The organism is Rhodococcus sp. NPDC060090, from assembly GCF_042729855.1.
GTDB lineage: Bacteria > Actinomycetota > Actinomycetes > Mycobacteriales > Mycobacteriaceae > Rhodococcus.
On sequence record NZ_JBHWXB010000015.1, the window covers coordinates 1 to 16,648 of the forward strand.

The following is a 16,648-nucleotide window of genomic DNA, read 5'->3' on the forward strand; positions in this document are numbered from 1 at the left end:
CCCATTCCGAACCCGGAAGCTAAGCCTGTCTGCGCCGATGGTACTGCACTCGACAGGGTGTGGGAGAGTAGGACACCGCCGAACACCCGTTCCGGGAGGGGCTCACACATTGTGTGGGCCCCTTCCGTGTTTTCGGAAAGTATCGTTTCCCTGCGTTGGCGATGGGGCTATTGCGGCAATCAGGTCACGAGATGATAACAACGCGATTCTAGTTTCCGGTTTGCCCTTTCTGTGGGTAACGTCCGCGGGGCAGATCCGTTGGGTCGTGCTGCAAGGCGGTACGGATCCTCCCGGGTCGTTCCTAGTGACGACGAAAGGGATTGGACGATGAGCACGCGATTTGGTAGGAACGCGGCCGTGAGAGTTGCCGCAGGCATCGCCGGACTGGGATTGGTCGGCGCATCGATTGCAGGGTGCACCAGTACCGATACCGGAGGTGGCGCCGGGGGTGGGTCCACCCTCGAGAGCCTGCGGGAAGCCGGAACGGTCACGGTCGGATTCGCCGGCGAAGCGCCCTACAGCTTCATGGAAGACGGTGAACTCACCGGCGCAACGGTCGCGCTTCACCGTGAGATCTTCAAGAACCTCGGCATCGACAACGTGGAAGGGGTCGCCACCGACTTCGGTGCCCTCATTCCGGGTCTGCAGGCAGGCCGTTTCGACGTTGTCAGTGCCGGCATGTCGATCTTGCCGCAACGATGCGAGCAGGCACTGTTCAGTGAGCCCGAGTTCAACTACACGACAGCTTTGATGGTGCCTGAGGGCAATCCTCAGAACCTCTCGGATATTCAGTCGATCCAGGACAGTGGCGCGAGTATGGCGACCATGACCGGAGCGATCGAGTCGGACTACGCCGCGGAATCGGGCATCGATGCGACACAGGTCGCGTCGGCTCAGGACGGCATGGACGCAGTGATCAACGGCCGCTCCGATGCCTTCGCTCTGACTGCCATCTCGCTCAACTGGATGAAGCAGGGCAACGAATCGGCGCCCGTCGAGGTCACCGAGTCGTTCGTCGCAAATATCAATGGGGTTCCTCAGGTGGGCGCAGGCGGCACTGTGTTCCGGCTGGGCGACGAAGAACTTCGCGACGCGTACAACGAGGAGCTCGCAAAGATCACGTCGGACAAGGACAAGTACCTGTCGATCGTCGGTGAATTCGGCTTCACCGAACAGGAATTGCCCGATCCGGAGCTGACCACGCAGATGCTCTGCGAAGGCGTCTCCTGAGAGCGGGTTCTCCAGAATGGATTTCGGTTCGAAGATCGAGGCGCTGACAAGCGCATTTCCTCGAATACTCGATGGAATCCTGGTCACTCTCTATCTCACGATCGGTAGTGCGTTCTTCGCCTTCCTGCTGGCCGTCGCCCTGGGGTTGGCGGCCGGCGCGAAGAACCTGATCCTGAGAGGGAGTTCCAGGGTTGTCATCGAGTTCTTCAGGGGCACCTCGCTCCTGGTGCAGTTGTTCTGGTTCTTCTATGTGATGCCGCTCTTCGGTTACCGGCTCGAGCCGATCGTCTGCGGCATCCTTGCGCTGTCGTTGAACTACGGCGCGTATGGCGCGGAAGTCGTACGTGGTGCGATCACATCGGTTCCGCGACCTCAATGGGAGGCTGCTACAGCCCTGAATTTCAGCTATTGGCAGCGCCTTCGACGGGTCATCTTCCCTCAGGCGTGGGCCGAGATGATTCCGCCGCTGACGAACCTGCTGATCCAGCTGCTGAAGGGCACCGCCCTCGCAAGCTATATCCTCTTGCATGACTTGACATTCGAGATCGAGCAGTTGCGCCGCTCGACCGGCGACACCTTGTTCGCCTTCGGTGTCGGGCTCGTTCTGTACTTCATCGTGGGATATGTGTTGACGCTGTTGATGAATGCGCTCGAGGTGAGAGCGAAGAGCCGGCTGGGGACCGGGCCGTCGATGCGTGAGATCTTCGGTCTCGCACCGGTGATCGACAAGCCCGAGGAGGTGAAGACGTGACCGTCGAATGGAGTTGGGAACGTGCCTGGGAGGCACTCCCGGTGTTGCTCGAGGGATTCAAGATCACGCTGCTCGCCACCGTCCTCGGTTTCGTTCTCGCTGCGGCACTCGGCCTGGTTGTGGCGATCGCTCGACGGACGCTGCCGCGACCGTTCGCGATGGTGCTCGGTGGCATCGTGGAGTTCATCCGCCTGACACCGCTGGTCGTGCAATTGCTCTTCGTCTACTACATGCTTCCGCAGTTCTCTGCGTTGCAGATCGGTATCGCAGTACTGGGTATCCACTACTCGACGTACATGGCCGAGGTGTACCGGGCAGGAATCGAAGCGGTACCGGTGGGGCAGTGGGAAGCAGCCAGAGCGCTGTCCTTGCCGAGCTCCCGTACATGGCGAGCGGTGATCCTGCCGCAGGCCGTGCGACGGGTGGTGCCTGCCCTCGGAAACTACGCAGTCTCGATGTTCAAGGACACGCCGTTCCTCTTCACCATCACGGTGGTCGAGATGGTCACCGCAGCTCAGCAGTTCGGTGCCAGGAACTTCCAATATCTCGAGCCGCTGACGTTGGCCGGGTTGATCTTCCTGATCGCGAGTTACCCGACTTCATTGCTGATCCGCCGATTGGAGCGTCGTCTTGCCTACTGACCTGACCAAAGACACCGGGGGAGCCGGGGAGACCTCGGGCGATCCGATGATCCGCTTCGAATCCGTGGTGAAACAGTTCGGCGACAACGTCGTGCTCGACCATCTCGACTTCGAGGTTGCGGCCGGCGACCGCGTGACCTTGATCGGTCCGAGCGGGTCGGGCAAGACCACGATCCTGCGGCTGCTCATGACCTTGGAGAAGGTGGACGGCGGTGTGGTGTGGGTCAAGGGGGAGCCCTTGAGTCACGAGCGCAAGGGTTCGAAACTCGCCCCCGCTTCGGAGAAGCACCTGCGCAAGGTGCGGCAGAGCATCGGCATGGTGTTCCAGCACTTCAACCTGTTCCCGAACATGAACGTCATGGAGAACCTCACCGAGGCTCCCATCCATGTACTGGGCAGGAAGAAGGCGGACGCGGAGGCGCGTGCGCGGGAGTTGCTCGCGATGGTCGGTCTTTCCGACAAGGAGAAGGCCCACCCCACTCAGCTTTCGGGTGGTCAGCAGCAGCGCGTGGCCATCGCTCGCGCGCTCGCGATGGACCCCGACATCCTGTTGCTCGACGAGGTGACATCGGCGCTGGACCCTGAATTGGTCGCCGACGTGCTCGACGTGCTGCGGCAGATCGCGGACACCACCGACATCACGATGCTGATCGTCACGCACGAGATGAATTTCGCGCGGGATGTCTCCAACCGCGTCCTGATGTTCGACAAGGGCCGGATCATCGAACAGGGGCCGCCCGAGGTCATTTTCACGAATCCGAAAGAGGAACGTACGCGCAAGTTCCTCGACGCAGTTCTCGCGGGGGAGTGAGGGCAGGAGGTCACTCGGCCGGTACTGCCAGCCGAGTGACCTCCGATCTTCCGCGTAGGGTGATTTCTTCGCGCACAGTCCATTCGGATACTTCGTCGCTCGTCGAGGAGTCGAGGGCGCGACCCGATGCAACCACATATCCCGGTACGGTCTTCGCAATGTCGGAGAGGCGAGCTGCCTCGTTCACCGGGTCTCCGATCACGGTGTATTCGAAACGTTCTGCGGCGCCGATATTTCCCGCAACCACACGGCCCGCGGCGACCCCGATTCCCGCACGGCAGTCGGGGACTTCGATCGCGAGCCGCTGTGCCATCGTGCGTGCGGTCCGCAAGGCACGACCGGATGCATCGTCGACCCGGACCGGCGCACCGAAGATCGCCAGTGCCGCGTCGCCCTCGAACTTGTTCACCGACCCCCCAGCGCGGTGGACTTCGTCGACGACGACCGCGAAGAAACGATTGAGCAATGCGACGACCTCGGCGGGAGGTTTTTCCGCCGCAAGGGCGGTAGACCCGACGATGTCGACGAACAGAACCGCGACATCGCGTTCTTCGCCACCGAGGATGTCGGCGTTGGCGAGAGCTTCGGTCGCGACGTCCCGGCCGACGTGCCTACCGAACACTTCCCTGATGTGTTCGCGTTCCCGCAGTCCCTCGGCCATGCGGTTGAACCCGGCTTGAAGTTCGCCGAGTTCGGTCCCGTCGTACACCACGACTGCGGCGTCCAGATCGCCCTTCTCGATTCGTGACATGCCGTACTGCACTGATTCGATCGGCGAGATGCTCGAGCGGACGCTGAGAAACAGCAGCAACGATCCGACGAGCAGGGTGATGCCGCCGAGTGCGAGGACGGTCACGGCGAACCGGACCGGGGTGACCGGGCGGATGAAGCTGAATACCGCGATCAGCATCAGTCCGATCACGGGGATGCTGCTCCCGAGTGCCCACGCGAGCATCACGCGGCCGGTGGTTCCGGCGAAGCGATGACGGCGCGGTGCGCCTGCCTCGAGTGCTCGTGCCGCGATCGGACGCAATGCGAATTCCGTGAACAGGTAGACGAATCCGCACACGGTAATGCCCGCGAGCAGGATCGTGATCGATACCTTGGGAATGGTGTCGGGGTCGATGACCCCGAGACATGTGGTGAACAGAACGAGCCCGATGAGCCAGAGGAATCCCTGCTGCACGGTCATCCGCAGCGGCAGGTTCAGCGCGGTCCGTTGCTCATCGGCGGTGGGGCGGCGGCCGTCGAGGGCCCATCCCAGTCGGTCCACGCCGTATCGGGTGCCGAGGATGGTGCCGACCACGATCGCGACGACCACATATGCCGGTGCCAGGACGGCAATCACGATGAGGAACTGGGAGGTGAGCAGCGACGGCCCCGGAATCACCACGTTGATGAGGGTCGCCGCAATCAACGCTCCGATGATATGAGTGCCTGCGAGTGAGAATGTCAGCAACGACTGGACTCGAATTCGTAGTCGCCGGATCGGTTCCTCCGGTTGCCCGAGGATCGCAGACCCGAGCGGCGCGGTACGGCTGTTGCGTGCTGACATGGTCGTTCGAGAGTAGACGAGGCCATCCTTTAGGGTGGGCTGTGTGCGCCTAGTGATTGCTCGTTGCCGTGTCGACTACATCGGACGTCTGACCGCACACCTTCCCACCGCACGCCGATTGTTGTTGGTGAAAGCGGACGGGTCGGTGAGCGTTCATGCAGACGACCGTGCCTACAAACCCCTCAATTGGATGAGCCCCCCGTGCTGGCTGTCGGACGAGACCCCGGACGAGGATGCAGCGGCGCTCTGGGTGGTCACGAACAAAGCCGGCGAACAGTTGCGCATCACGCTCGAGGAGATCGAGCACGATTCGAGTCATGAACTCGGTGTGGACCCGGGCCTGATCAAGGACGGAGTCGAAGCGCACCTCCAGGAACTGCTGGCCGAACATGTCGAAACCCTCGGCGCGGGATACAGCCTGGTCCGCCGCGAGTACCCCACGGCCATCGGACCGGTCGACCTCCTGTGCCGGGACGCCGACGGCTCGACGGTCGCGGTGGAGATCAAGCGACGCGGTGAGATCGACGGCGTGGAACAGCTGACCCGCTATCTCGAACTTCTCAACCGCGACCCGCTCCTCGCGCCCGTGACCGGGGTGTTCGCTGCTCAGCAGATCAAGCCGCAGGCCAAGACCCTCGCGACCGACCGCGGTATCCGCTGCCTCGTACTCGACTACGAGGCGCTGCGCGGAACCGAGAGCACCGAATTCCGGCTGTTCTGAGTCATGCCACGCCGGAATCGTCCCCAGGCGTCGGGTAAACGCCCGAAAGCGGACACCGAGTCTACGAATCCCGGGTCCTCGACGTTCGGCTGGGCAACCACGCGGACCGAGTCGGGACCGACCGGCGCCGAGTCCGAACAGTTCACTGTGCGCACGGTTCCGGGGTCGCGGGCGACGAAACCGTATCGGTGCCCGGGATGCGACCACGAGATCGCCCCAGGGACACCGCACATCGTGGCCTGGTCCACCGATATCCCAGGCGGGGCCGATGATCGTCGGCACTGGCACAACGGCTGCTGGTCGGCACGTGCAAGGCGGGGACCGACCCGGAAGTGGTCCTGACCGGCAGGATTTCGACTAACGTCGGACCCTGCTCGCCACCGCCGGTGAACGACCGCTGCCACCGGGACGAGGGGCCGGGCCTCGGGGCGGAGTCGGTGTCTGTGGCTGCTTCGTCGCCGGCTGGGGGGTGCTTCGGTCGTTCTCGCTCGTGTCGGCACCGTCGGAGTTCTTGTCGTTGCCGGCGGAGTCGTTGCCGGCGGACTCATCGGCACCGGCCTCGGTCCTCTCGGACTCAGGGCCCGAGGTCTCGGTGCGGGAATCTCCGTTTCTGCCCCTGCGTTCCGTGCCGTCCGCGGTAGCCCGCTCCGCGGTTTCGGGCTGCGTCTTGTCGACCTTGTTCTTGCGGGCAGAGTCGTTGTCGGAACTCGACGTGGGTGCCGCGTCGTCCGAGAGGTCGCGTGCGAGGAGCTCGCTTTCCTCGGTCGCGGCGGCGAGCATGTCGGGCACGCCGTCGAGCTGTTCACGCACCGCATCGAGCTGACCGAGGATGCGTCCGCGCAGGACGAGGAGTTCGTCGGTGAGCCCCTTGGCGCTCGCGACCTTGCGTTCGGAAGCCTCGTTGGCCACCGAGAGGCGTCGAGCCGCTTCGGAAGTGGCCTGCTCGAGCCGACGCTCCGCCTCGCCCTTGCTGGAGCGTTCGAGCTCGTCGAGCGAACCCAGCAGTTTCGACCGGCGCTCGGACATGGTGATCTCGAAGTCCTGCTGTACCTGCTCGCGCTTGCTTTCGGCCTCGGCGGCGCGCCTGTCGGCTTCGGCGCGCGCGGCAGCGACGATCCGGTCGGCTTCGGCGCGGGCAGCAGCCATCGTGCGGGCGTGCTCTTCCTCGCAGGCGAGCCGCCGGTTATCGAGGTCCTTGAGTCGCTTCTCGTAATCGCCGCGGAGACGGATGCCTTCCTGCTCGGCGAGGGACACCATCTCGGCGGCGTCGGTCTCGGCCCGAGCCCGCAGTTCCGACGCCTCGTCGGACGCCAGCCGGAGCATGCGAGAGATGCGATCGGACATGCCCTCTGCGGTGGTCGGAGGCACCGACAGTCGATCGACATCCTTGCGCAGGTCGTCGATCTCGTTACGGGCATTCTCCAGCTGCCGCGCGAGATCGCGGGCCTGGGCCGATGCCGCGTCGCGGTCGGTTGCCGTCACGCGGAGCTCGGCTTCGAATCGGGCGAAGTAGTTGGTGACCTCGTCGCGGTCGAAACCCTTCCGCACGATGGAGAACGGAAGGTGGCTGGGGGCGCGATCACGATCGAAGACCATGACGACAATCTACCCGTTCGAAACCGGTATCACTTTGGCAGCTCCAGCACCGTATGTACTGGGGCCGGTCTCGGCGCTGCGTCTAGTGAGCGGGGTCTGCCGCGGGCTCGACGAGTTCGACGAGAACGCCCCCTGCATCCTTCGGATGGAGGAAGTTGATGCGCGAGTTGGCGGTGCCGCGTCGCGGTGCGTCGTACAGAAGCCGGACACCCTGTTCGCGCAGGTGAGTGGAGATCGCATCGAGGTCGGTGACCCGGTAGGCGAGCTGCTGCAGGCCCGGGCCGGAGCGGTCGATGAACTTCGCGATCGTCGAGTTCTCGTTCAGCGGTGCGAGCAACTGGATCTGGGTGGCGCCGTCGGGGCTGCCGGGAACGGAGAGCATGGCCTCCCGGACGCCCTGCTCCTCGTTGATCTCCTCGTGCGTGGACACCAGACCGACGTTCTCGGCGTACCACGTGAGTGCGGCGTCGAGATCGGGAACGGCGATCCCGACGTGATCGATCGCGGTGACGAGCCCGGAGGACAGAGCTGCCGCGACAGGCGACGATGTGGGAGAGGTCTCGGTCATACCTCTGACGGTAGCGGTACCGTTGGGCAAGCTCATATCGGGACCCCAGGTATTCCACCGAGTGAGCATCCGTGTTGTCGATATCGGAGGACATTTCCGTGAGCAGTTCTGTCATTGTCGCCGGCGCCCGTACGCCCATGGGTCGCCTGCAAGGTTCGTTGAAGGACTTCTCCGGATCCGATCTCGGCGGGGTCGCCATCAAGGGTGCCCTCGACAAGGCCGGGGTCGCGCCGGAGAAAGTCGAGTACGTGATCATGGGCCAGGTGCTCACCGCCGGTGCCGGCCAGATCCCGGCACGTCAGGCGGCAGTCGCCGCCGGTATCCCGATGGATGTCCCCGCCCTGACCATCAACAAGGTGTGCCTGTCGGGCATCAACGCCATCGCGATGGCCGACCAGCTGATCCGCGCAGGAGAGTTCGACATCATCGTGGCCGGTGGCCAGGAGTCGATGAGCCAGGCCCCTCACATGCTCGAGAAGAGCCGTGCCGGATTCAAGTACGGCGACGTCACCCTGCGCGACCACATGGCCTACGACGGCCTGCACGACATCTTCACCGACCAGGGGATGGGCAACCTCACGGAGTCGGCGAACAAGGATGCCGATTTCGTCTCCAGGGAAGAGCAGGACGCCTTCTCGGCCGCCTCGCATCAGAACGCCGCGCGTGCCTGGAAGGACGGCCTGTTCGATGACGAGGTCGTGCCCGTCTCGATTCCGCAGCGCAAGGGCGACCCGATCGTGTTCTCCGCCGACGAGGGCATTCGCGCCGACACCACCGTCGAATCGCTCGCCAAGCTCCGGCCCGCGTTTTCGAAGGACGGCACCGTCACCGCCGGTTCGGCGTCGCAGATCTCCGACGGCGCGGCCGCCGTGGTCGTGATGAGCAAGGCCAAGGCCGAAGAGCTCGGCCTGAGCTGGATCGCCGAGATCGGCGCAGCCGGTGTCGTGGCCGGACCCGACTCGACGCTGCAGCAGCAGCCGGCTCGTGCGATCGCCAAGGCCTGCGAGCGAGAGGGCATCGCCCCCGCGGATCTCGACCTCGTCGAGATCAACGAGGCGTTCGCCGCCGTGGGCATCGCGTCGGCACGCGAACTCGGCATCGACGCCTCGAAGGTCAATGTCAACGGTGGCGCGATCGCTCTCGGCCACCCACTGGGTATGTCCGGTGCCCGGATCGCACTGCACCTCGCACTCGAGCTGAAGCGTCGCGGCGGCGGTGTCGGCGCGGCTGCACTGTGCGGTGGCGGCGGACAGGGCGATGCTTTGATCGTGCGTGTGGCAAAGGCATAGGCGTCGACCGGGCACCGACCGGGGCCTGATCTTCGATCTCGATTGCTTCACGGCCCTCGGCGTCCAGCGTCGAGGGCCGTGATGTCTCTCACTGCACTACGGGTCGTCGTAGGTTCATGGGCACAATGGCCCCATGACGAACATCTTCGACCTGTCCACCCCCGCGAAGAGGTTCCGCCTCCTCGCGATGTGGGAAGCCGTAACCTGGCTCGCGCTTCTGATCGCGATGTTCTTCAAGTGGGTGCTCGGTTACGAAGAGGCGATCGCGATCCCGGGCATGGTGCACGGCGTGGCCGGCTTCATCCCGTTCGTCGCTATCGCGTTCCTCACGGCCTGGTCGCTGAAGTGGGACCTGAAGACCCTGTTCCTGGCCCTCGTCTCGAGCGTCCCGCCGTTCGGCACCATCGTCTTCGAGCGCTGGGCCGTCAAGACCGGCCGTCTCGCGGAGCTCTCCGAGCCCGGTAGCCGCGAGGACGCGCCCGCTACCGTTTGACCGTCCGCAACTTCCGTGGCCGTGGCATGCCAAACTGGAGGACGTGACTCGACCCGGTTCCCGTCCTGTACGTTCCGCCGCCGCGGCCGCGGCGCTGTCCGGCGCGGTGGATCTCGCGCCCCTCAAGGAGCGGGCTGCCACGCCACCTCCTCCGCCCCCGTCCGCTGACGGCACGCACGGCGCACTCGCGCCGATCGTCGACGTCACCGAGGCCACCTTCGAAACCGAAGTGCTCCAGCGTTCCGATCAGGTCCCCGTCATCGTCGACCTGTGGGCCACCTGGTGCGAACCTTGCAAGCAACTGTCGCCCCTCCTCGAGAAGCTCGCGACCGAGGCTGCAGGTGCCTGGGTGCTCGCCAAGGTCGACGTCGATGCCAATCCTCGGATCGCCCAGGCCTTCGGTGTGCAGTCGGTGCCGACCGTCGTCGCGATCGCTGCAGGGCAGCCGCTCGCCGATTTCCAGGGAGTCCAGCCCGAACCGGCGCTGCGGCAGTGGCTCGACGCGATCGCGCAGGCGGTCGAAGGAAAATTGTCGGGCCCGCCCCCCACGGAGGGCGAGCCGGCCGAGCAGCCCACGGATCCGCGATTCGACGCGGCCGAGCAGGCACTCGAAGAGGGAGACTTCGAGGGCGCCGAGGCCGCCTACAACCTGATTCTCGATTCCGAGCCGAACAACGCCGACGCCAAGGCCGCGCTGCGGCAGGTGAAGTTCCTGGCACGGGCGCAGGATGTTCCGGCGGATGCGGTCGCGCGTGCGGATGCAGCCCCCACCGATCTCGAGGCGCAACTCGCGGCGGCCGACGCCGACCTGTTCGCGCAGAACCCCGAGGCGGCCTTCGAGCGGATCATCGCCTTCGTCAAGCGCAGCGCAGGCGACGACCGCACCGCGGCGCGCACCCGCCTGCTGGAGCTCTTCGAATTGTTCGACACTGCCGAGCCGTTCGTGATCGCCGCACGCCGCAAGCTTGCGGCCGCACTCTACTGAGGCTTTTTACCGGGGCCTTCTACCGGGGCCTTCTGTCGGCGTGAGAGCACACCGGTCGCTACCTCAGCGGTAGCGGCCGGTGCATGCGGTCTCGCCGCTGAGTACCCCGGTCCGGAACGCGTCGACCCGCGCGAAACCACTCGGTACGGTGTTGCCGTTGACATCGCTCGCTGCAAGCCCGTCGCGGAGCAACCCGGACACGGCCTCGTCGAGGTCCCCGGGAGAGAGCCACACCATCTCGGAGTCGGGCCCGAGCTTCGCTGCGACCGTGCTGAACGGACTCAAGGCCGCGCTGATCACACCTGACAGGCATGCAGCGCGTAACGCGGTACGGGCGTCCGTGAGACTCTGACCCGCTTCCTGCTGCACTGCAAGTGCATAGCGGGAGGCCACGAGAACGTACGCGTTGTAGTCACCGCGCACGTCGGCGCTGAAACCGTCGCGCCGTGAACGATCAGGGGTGCCCACTGCCGCTAGCTCCTCGAGGTCGACGCCCACTGTGTCGGTCGAGGGGCAATAGGACACCGGCGTCGTCGTCTTGGCATCGGAGCAGCCGAGATCGGCACCGGACAGATCCAATTGCGGCGGCGACTCGAGGTCGAACACGTGGTGGAACGATTCGAAGATCGTTTCGACGGACTCCGCAGTGATGGGCAGTTCGCCGTCGTCGCTGCTGTCGAAATACTGCGGCAGATCCGCCCGCCGCGATTCGATCTCGGCCGCGTCGATACGCCGGCATGTCGAAGCGCCGTCCGTGAACCCGATCTGGACCGCCGTGACGCGTTCGAACGCGGAGCCGTGAATGGAATCCGGATCGTTCGGGTCGCTGTCGCGGAACAACACCATCGACGCCAGCACATTGTTCAGGCCGTCCGCGGTGTTGAGTTCGAAGTGCTCGGAGTCGCCCTCGGCGACGTGTCGTATGAAGGCACCGGCGAAGCAGTCGGCCTGCTGCTCGAACACGATGCCGGGATCGTCGTCGGCGACGGTCCCGGCCGAATACTGGATGGCATGCCCGTATTCGTGGGCGAGTACGGTGACCGCCGACATGGGGCCGAAGTCCTCGACCAGTTGCGGCATGAGGTACGTGCGGTCCCAGCCGATCACGTCCCCGCCGCTGCAATAGGCGGCGTTGATGAAATCGTAGGTGGACTCACCGCAGAAGCGCGGGCCGCGACGCTCGGACGGATCCCACGAGATGATCGTGCCGACCGGTTCGAATTCACCGCGCGCGATCGAGCCGTACTCCTGCTCCCAATACGACTCGATGTCGGCGATCGCATTGCCCGACAGAGTGTCGATGGCGCCGCCGTCGGTGTTCTCGATCATCACGTCGGCATCGGGGACACCGCTGCGCGGCCCTGTCGGCCCCGACACCACCGGTAGGCCTGCGACGGTGAACGGGTTGTCGTAGATCGACACCGCGGTTCCGGAGATCTCCTGCGCACAACCGGCCACCAACACGACTGCGAGAGCGGGGAGAACCGGGGCGAACCATCGGTGTCGCTGTGTCACGTCGATCCACTTCCAGTCGTCGATGTCGGCGCTCAGCGCCGCGGCGACAGCCAGATCGCGCCGTGCGCAGGTAGCGTCACCCGAGCAGACGCCGGGCGACCGTGCCACGATTGAGCCGTGGCGATCACCGCGCCGAGATTACCGGTGCCGTTTCCCCCGTACGCGGTCGCGTCCGTGTTGAGCACTTCCTCCCACGCACCCGGTTCCGGCAATCCGACACGATAGTCGGCGTGGACGCTGCCCGAGAAGTTGTACAGGCATGCGATCACCGAACCGTCACTGCCGTAACGCAGGAAGCTGAGCACGTTGTTGTGGGCGTCGTTCGCATCGATCCACGAATACCCGCCGGGTGTCGTGTCGAGCGTGTACAGCGCCGGGTGCTCGCGATACGTGCGGTTCAGATCGGCGACCAGCGCGCGGATACCCGTGTGCAGTGCCCCGGTGTCCGGGTCGTCGAGCTGCCACCAGTCGAGACCGCGTTCCTCCGACCATTCGGCGACCTGCCCGAACTCCTGACCCATGAACAGCAGTTGCTTACCGGGGTGCGACCACATGTATGCGAGCATCGTGCGCAACCCCGCGGCCTTCGTGTGTGCGTCGCCGGGCATCCGGGTCCACAGCGTGCCCTTGCCGTGAACGACCTCGTCGTGACTGATGGGCAGCACGAAATGCTCGCTCCACGCGTACATCAGCGAGAACGTGATCTCGTGGTGGTGGAACGTACGGTGCACCGGATCGTGCATCAGATACCCGAGGGTGTCGTGCATCCAGCCCATGTTCCATTTCATCGAGAAACCCAGGCCTCCGACATTCGTCGGTCGGGTGACCCCCGGCCATGCAGTGGATTCCTCCGCGATCGTCACGACCCCGGGGTGATGCTTGTGCACGGTCGCGTTGAGTTCCTGCAGGAACGCCACGGCATCGAGATTCTCGCGTCCGCCGAATTCGTTCGGGGTCCACTCACCCTCGGGGCGTGAATAGTCCAGGTAGAGCATCGACGCCACCGCGTCGACACGCAACCCGTCGATGTGGAACTCGTCGATCCAGAACAACGCGTTCGCGACCAGGAAGTTGCGCACTTCCTTGCGCCCGTAGTCGAACACGTAGGTGCCCCAGTCGAGTTGCTCACCGCGCCGAGGGTCCGCATGTTCGTACAGGGGGCTGCCGTCGAATCGGGCAAGAGCCCACTCGTCCTTCGGGAAGTGCGCGGGCACCCAGTCCATGATCACGCCGATACCGGCGGCGTGCAGCCGGTCGACGAACTCGCGGAACTCGTCGGGCGTACCGAACCGAGCGGTCGGCGCGTAGTACGAGGTGACCTGATAACCCCACGATCCGCCGAAAGGATGCTCGGCGACGGGCATGAGCTCGACGTGCGTGAACCCGGTCTCGTGGATGTACTCGGCCAGCTGATCGGCCAGCTCCAGGTAGGTCAGTCCCGGTCGCCATGAACCGAGATGCACCTCGTACACACTCATCGGTTCCTGCCACGGCTGCGCTGCGTCACGCGCGGCGAGCCACTGCTCGTCGTGCCACTCGTGCGTGCTGCGCGTGACGACCGACGCGGTCGCCGGAGGTACCTCGGTAGCGAACGCCATCGGGTCGGCCTTGTCGCGCACCGAACCGTCGTGTCCACGCACTCTGTATTTGTAGAGTTCGCCCGGTTCGACACCCGGAACGAACAGCTCCCACACGCCACTCGAACCCAGGACACGCATCGGTGCAGTGGTCCCGCCCCACATATCGAACTCGCCGAGCACCGTCACACCTCGCGCGCCGGGCGCCCACACCGCGAACGACGTTCCCGTCACCGTGCCGTCGGGTGTGTCGTAGGAGCGGGGATGGGCGCCGAGCACGTCCCACAGCCGTTCGTGTCGACCCTCGCTGATCAGGTGACGATCGAGTTCGCCGAGGGTGGGCAGGAACCGGTATCCATCGGCAACAACCACGGTGTGGTCGAACGGATATCGGACGACGAGGCGATAGTCCGCGGGATCGTGGAGCGCTACCAACGCGCTGAACACGTCGTGCCCCACGGGCTCGAGAGGGTGATCCGTTCCACCCACACGCACCGCCACCGCTTCGGCACCCGGACGCAACGCCCGGAACACGGTGCCTTCGGGGTGCGGATGCGCACCGAGGACCGAGTGGGGATCGTGGTGCTCGCCGGCGACGAGGCGTGCCAGATCGTCGGGGTGCGGCGCATGACGCAGTGCAGACGCACTCGACCTGCCGCGCGGCGGTGTTCCGTCCGGCTCCGGTGACGACGGTGACCCGGTCACGGCTGCCTCCTGTATGCGAGGGTTGTGCGTGCGGGGATGCCGATCCGGGGCAGCACGAGTATGTGCGCGACTGCGCGCCATGGTTCGAGACGCACGAAATTGGCCTGACCCCAATGGTATTGCTCGCCACTGACCTCGTCGTACACCGGCAGATGGTCGTGCCAGTCGTGTCCGATGGCAGGCATGTCGAGCCAGATCGTGCCCTGCTCCGCGGCGTACGGATTGAGGTTGACGATGGTGAGCACCGTATCGCCCGTCGTCGGATCGAACTTCGAATATCCGATCAGCGCGTCGTTGTCGATGTGATGGAACGTGATGTTGCGGAGCTGCTGCAGCGCCGGATGAGCCCGCCGGATCCGGTTCAGTTCGGTCAGCCACGGTTCGAGGGATTCACCGCGGCGCCGGGCATCGTCGAACCGCCGGGGTCGCAGTTGGTACTTCTCCGAGTCGAGGTACTCCTCACTGCCGGGGCGCAGCGCAACATGCTCGTACAGTTCGTAACCCGAATACACCCCCCACGTCGGGGCGAGGGTCGCGGCCAATGCCGCTCGCAGCGCGAACATTCCGGGCCCCCCGTGCTGCAGCGACTCGTGGAGGATGTCGGGGGTGTTGACGAACAGGTTCGGCCGCGCTTCGTCGGCCTTGCTCGCGATCTCCGTCCCGAACTCGGTGAGTTCCCACTTGGCGATCCGCCACGTGAAGTACGTGTAGGACTGCGTGAATCCGCGACGCGCGAGACCGTACATCCGCGCGGGACGGGTGAACGCCTCGGCGAGGAACACCACGTCCGGGTCGGTCTTGTGGACCTCCTCGATCAACCACTCCCAGAAATCCGGTGGCTTGGTGTGCGGGTTGTCGACCCGGAAGATGCGGACCCCCGCAGCGATCCAGTGCCGGACCACACGCAGCACCTCGGCGTAGATGCCGTCGCGGTCCAGATCGAAATTGATCGGGTAGATGTCCTGGTACTTCTTGGGAGGATTCTCCGCGTATGCGATGGTCCCGTCGGGCAGCACCGTGAACCATTCGGGATGCGATTGCGCCCACGGGTGATCCGGTGCGCACTGCAGCGCCAGATCCAATGCGACCTCGAGGTCGAGTTCCCGGGCGCGAGTGACGAAGTCGCGGAAATCCTCCGCGGTGCCCAAGTCGGGATGGATAGCGTCGTGGCCACCCTCATCCGACCCGATCGCCCAGGGAGACCCGACGTCGTCGGGTCCGGCGACCAGAGAATTGTTGGGACCCTTCCGGTTGATCTTGCCGACCGGGTGGATCGGTGGCAGGTACACCACGTCGAACCCCATGGCGGCGATACGGGGTAGATCGGCCGCTGCCGTCGCGAACGTCCCGTGCCGCGCGGTGCCGTCGTCGTTCCAGCCGCCCGTCGATCGGGGAAAGAACTCGTACCAGGAACCGAACAGCGCGCGGCGACGATCGACGACGGTGGTGAAGGCGCGACCGCGGGTGACCATCTCGCGCAGCGGATGGGCACGGAGGATCTCGGTGACGTCGGGGGAGTAGGCGGAGGCCACACGCTCGGCGAGGGTGCGATGCGAGCGTAGTGACGCCGAGACCGCAAGAAGTACGGGTCGGCTTCCACGCGGAGCCGTCTTGGCGGCCTGCTCGAACAGACGTGCGCCGTGCTCGAGATCGTTGGCCAGATCCTCCGGGCCCTGGCCCGCGTCGAGCTTCGCTTCGACGGCGTGCCGCCACGTGGCGATCGGATCGCTCCATGCCTCGATCCGGTAGGTCCACCTACCGGCACTCGTCGGGGTGAACACAGCGTCGAACGTGTCGGGTTCGTAGCCCGGTGTCATGGGGATCCGCACGAGCTTGCCCATGGTCTCGGGGTCCGCCGCCGGTCCACGCACCGCGAGTGTCGCCGAAAGTGCATCGTGCCCTTCACGCCACACCACCGCCGACACCGGCACCACCTCGCCGACGACAGCTTTGGTCGGATACCTCCCGCCGTCGATCGCGGGCCGAACGTCGTCGATGGCGAGACGACCTGTCACGTGTTCTCCGTTCGCTGGGGCGGGCGGGTGGCCCGCGCCGAAATGAACCGTGTGGTGTACGACCACAACCGTAATCCAGGCAGCGGCAGAGTTCCGCTCATGCGGGCCGGAAAGGCGAAACGTCCACTTCCGATCGGTCTCCCGGTAGTGCGCCGCAGGGCACAGGCATCACGCCCGTCGGATACGGCCGAACCTG

The 16,648-nt window shown here is 65.1% G+C and carries 15 protein-coding genes and 1 rRNA gene; 10 read left to right on the top strand and 6 right to left on the bottom strand.

The window, feature by feature from the left end; all coding sequences use genetic code 11:
* The 5 genes from rrf to ehuA all read left to right on the top strand — a co-directional run.
* Positions 1 to 84: ribosomal RNA gene (gene rrf / locus ACFWCF_RS19990) — 5S ribosomal RNA — on the top strand; the annotation flags it as partial.
* Positions 85 to 327: 243 nt separating this feature from the next.
* Positions 328 to 1,230, top strand: a complete 903-nt coding sequence (gene ehuB, locus ACFWCF_RS19995; RefSeq protein ID WP_378492248.1) for an ectoine/hydroxyectoine ABC transporter substrate-binding protein EhuB — start codon at positions 328 to 330, stop codon at positions 1,228 to 1,230.
* A gap of 16 nt (positions 1,231 to 1,246) precedes the next feature.
* Complete coding sequence (gene ehuC, locus ACFWCF_RS20000; protein ID WP_378492249.1) at positions 1,247 to 1,981, top strand: ectoine/hydroxyectoine ABC transporter permease subunit EhuC; 735 nt, start codon at positions 1,247 to 1,249, stop codon at positions 1,979 to 1,981.
* A complete protein-coding gene (gene ehuD / locus ACFWCF_RS20005) occupies positions 1,978 to 2,622 on the top strand; it encodes an ectoine/hydroxyectoine ABC transporter permease subunit EhuD (protein WP_378492250.1) in 645 nt (214 codons plus the stop codon). Before ehuC ends, ehuD begins: the two co-directional genes overlap by 4 nt.
* A 46-nt stretch (positions 2,623 to 2,668) precedes the next feature.
* Positions 2,669 to 3,433 (top strand): ectoine/hydroxyectoine ABC transporter ATP-binding protein EhuA, encoded by a 765-nt coding sequence (gene ehuA, locus ACFWCF_RS20010; RefSeq protein WP_378492276.1) that lies wholly within the window; start codon positions 2,669 to 2,671, stop codon positions 3,431 to 3,433.
* 10 nt (positions 3,434 to 3,443) lie between these two features.
* Here the strand turns inward: ehuA and ACFWCF_RS20015 are convergent, their stop codons facing one another.
* Positions 3,444 to 4,988, bottom strand: coding sequence for an adenylate/guanylate cyclase domain-containing protein (locus tag ACFWCF_RS20015; protein WP_378492251.1), 1,545 nt, complete (start codon positions 4,986 to 4,988; stop codon positions 3,444 to 3,446).
* A 43-nt stretch (positions 4,989 to 5,031) separates the two neighbouring features.
* On the opposite strand from ACFWCF_RS20015, the gene nucS reads away from it, so the two are divergent.
* Both nucS and ACFWCF_RS20025 read left to right on the top strand, forming a co-directional pair.
* Positions 5,032 to 5,709, top strand: coding sequence for an endonuclease NucS (nucS, locus tag ACFWCF_RS20020; RefSeq protein WP_378565008.1), 678 nt, complete (start codon positions 5,032 to 5,034; stop codon positions 5,707 to 5,709).
* A 3-nt stretch (positions 5,710 to 5,712) separates the two neighbouring features.
* The gene (locus ACFWCF_RS20025) at positions 5,713 to 6,051 is read left to right on the top strand and encodes an ATP/GTP-binding protein (protein WP_378565011.1); all 339 of its coding nucleotides are present in this window, start codon (positions 5,713 to 5,715) and stop codon (positions 6,049 to 6,051) included.
* A gap of 15 nt (positions 6,052 to 6,066) precedes the next feature.
* On the opposite strand, the gene ACFWCF_RS20030 is transcribed toward ACFWCF_RS20025, so the two are convergent.
* Both ACFWCF_RS20030 and mce read right to left on the bottom strand, forming a co-directional pair.
* Positions 6,067 to 7,305 carry a hypothetical protein gene (locus ACFWCF_RS20030; RefSeq protein WP_378565014.1) on the bottom strand — a complete coding sequence of 413 codons (1,239 nt, stop codon included), beginning with the start codon at positions 7,303 to 7,305 and terminating at the stop codon, positions 6,067 to 6,069.
* 82 nt (positions 7,306 to 7,387) lie between these two features.
* A complete protein-coding gene (gene mce, locus ACFWCF_RS20035) occupies positions 7,388 to 7,873 on the bottom strand; it encodes a methylmalonyl-CoA epimerase (RefSeq protein ID WP_378565017.1) in 486 nt (161 codons plus the stop codon).
* 98 nt (positions 7,874 to 7,971) lie between these two features.
* On the opposite strand from mce, the gene ACFWCF_RS20040 reads away from it, so the two are divergent.
* From ACFWCF_RS20040 to ACFWCF_RS20050, 3 genes are all read left to right on the top strand, one after another.
* Positions 7,972 to 9,162, top strand: a complete 1,191-nt coding sequence (locus ACFWCF_RS20040; protein ID WP_378492256.1) for an acetyl-CoA C-acetyltransferase — start codon at positions 7,972 to 7,974, stop codon at positions 9,160 to 9,162.
* A gap of 133 nt (positions 9,163 to 9,295) precedes the next feature.
* Complete coding sequence (locus ACFWCF_RS20045; protein ID WP_378565020.1) at positions 9,296 to 9,655, top strand: DUF3817 domain-containing protein; 360 nt, start codon at positions 9,296 to 9,298, stop codon at positions 9,653 to 9,655.
* 94 nt (positions 9,656 to 9,749) lie between these two features.
* On the top strand, positions 9,750 to 10,640 hold the full coding sequence (locus tag ACFWCF_RS20050) for a tetratricopeptide repeat protein (protein WP_378565338.1): 891 nt from the start codon (positions 9,750 to 9,752) through the stop codon (positions 10,638 to 10,640).
* A gap of 63 nt (positions 10,641 to 10,703) precedes the next feature.
* On the opposite strand, the gene ACFWCF_RS20055 is transcribed toward ACFWCF_RS20050, so the two are convergent.
* The 3 genes from ACFWCF_RS20055 to ACFWCF_RS20065 form a co-directional block, all read right to left on the bottom strand.
* Complete coding sequence (locus ACFWCF_RS20055) at positions 10,704 to 12,155, bottom strand: metallopeptidase (protein ID WP_378565341.1); 1,452 nt, start codon at positions 12,153 to 12,155, stop codon at positions 10,704 to 10,706.
* A 32-nt stretch (positions 12,156 to 12,187) separates the two neighbouring features.
* Positions 12,188 to 14,368: a 1,4-alpha-glucan branching protein GlgB gene (gene glgB / locus ACFWCF_RS20060; RefSeq protein ID WP_378565344.1), complete on the bottom strand. Its 2,181-nt coding sequence runs from the start codon at positions 14,366 to 14,368 to the stop codon at positions 12,188 to 12,190.
* 65 nt (positions 14,369 to 14,433) lie between these two features.
* Entirely contained in the window at positions 14,434 to 16,452 is a 2,019-nt protein-coding gene (locus ACFWCF_RS20065; RefSeq protein ID WP_378565023.1) for an alpha-1,4-glucan--maltose-1-phosphate maltosyltransferase, read from the bottom strand.
* Positions 16,453 to 16,648 lie beyond the last annotated feature (196 nt).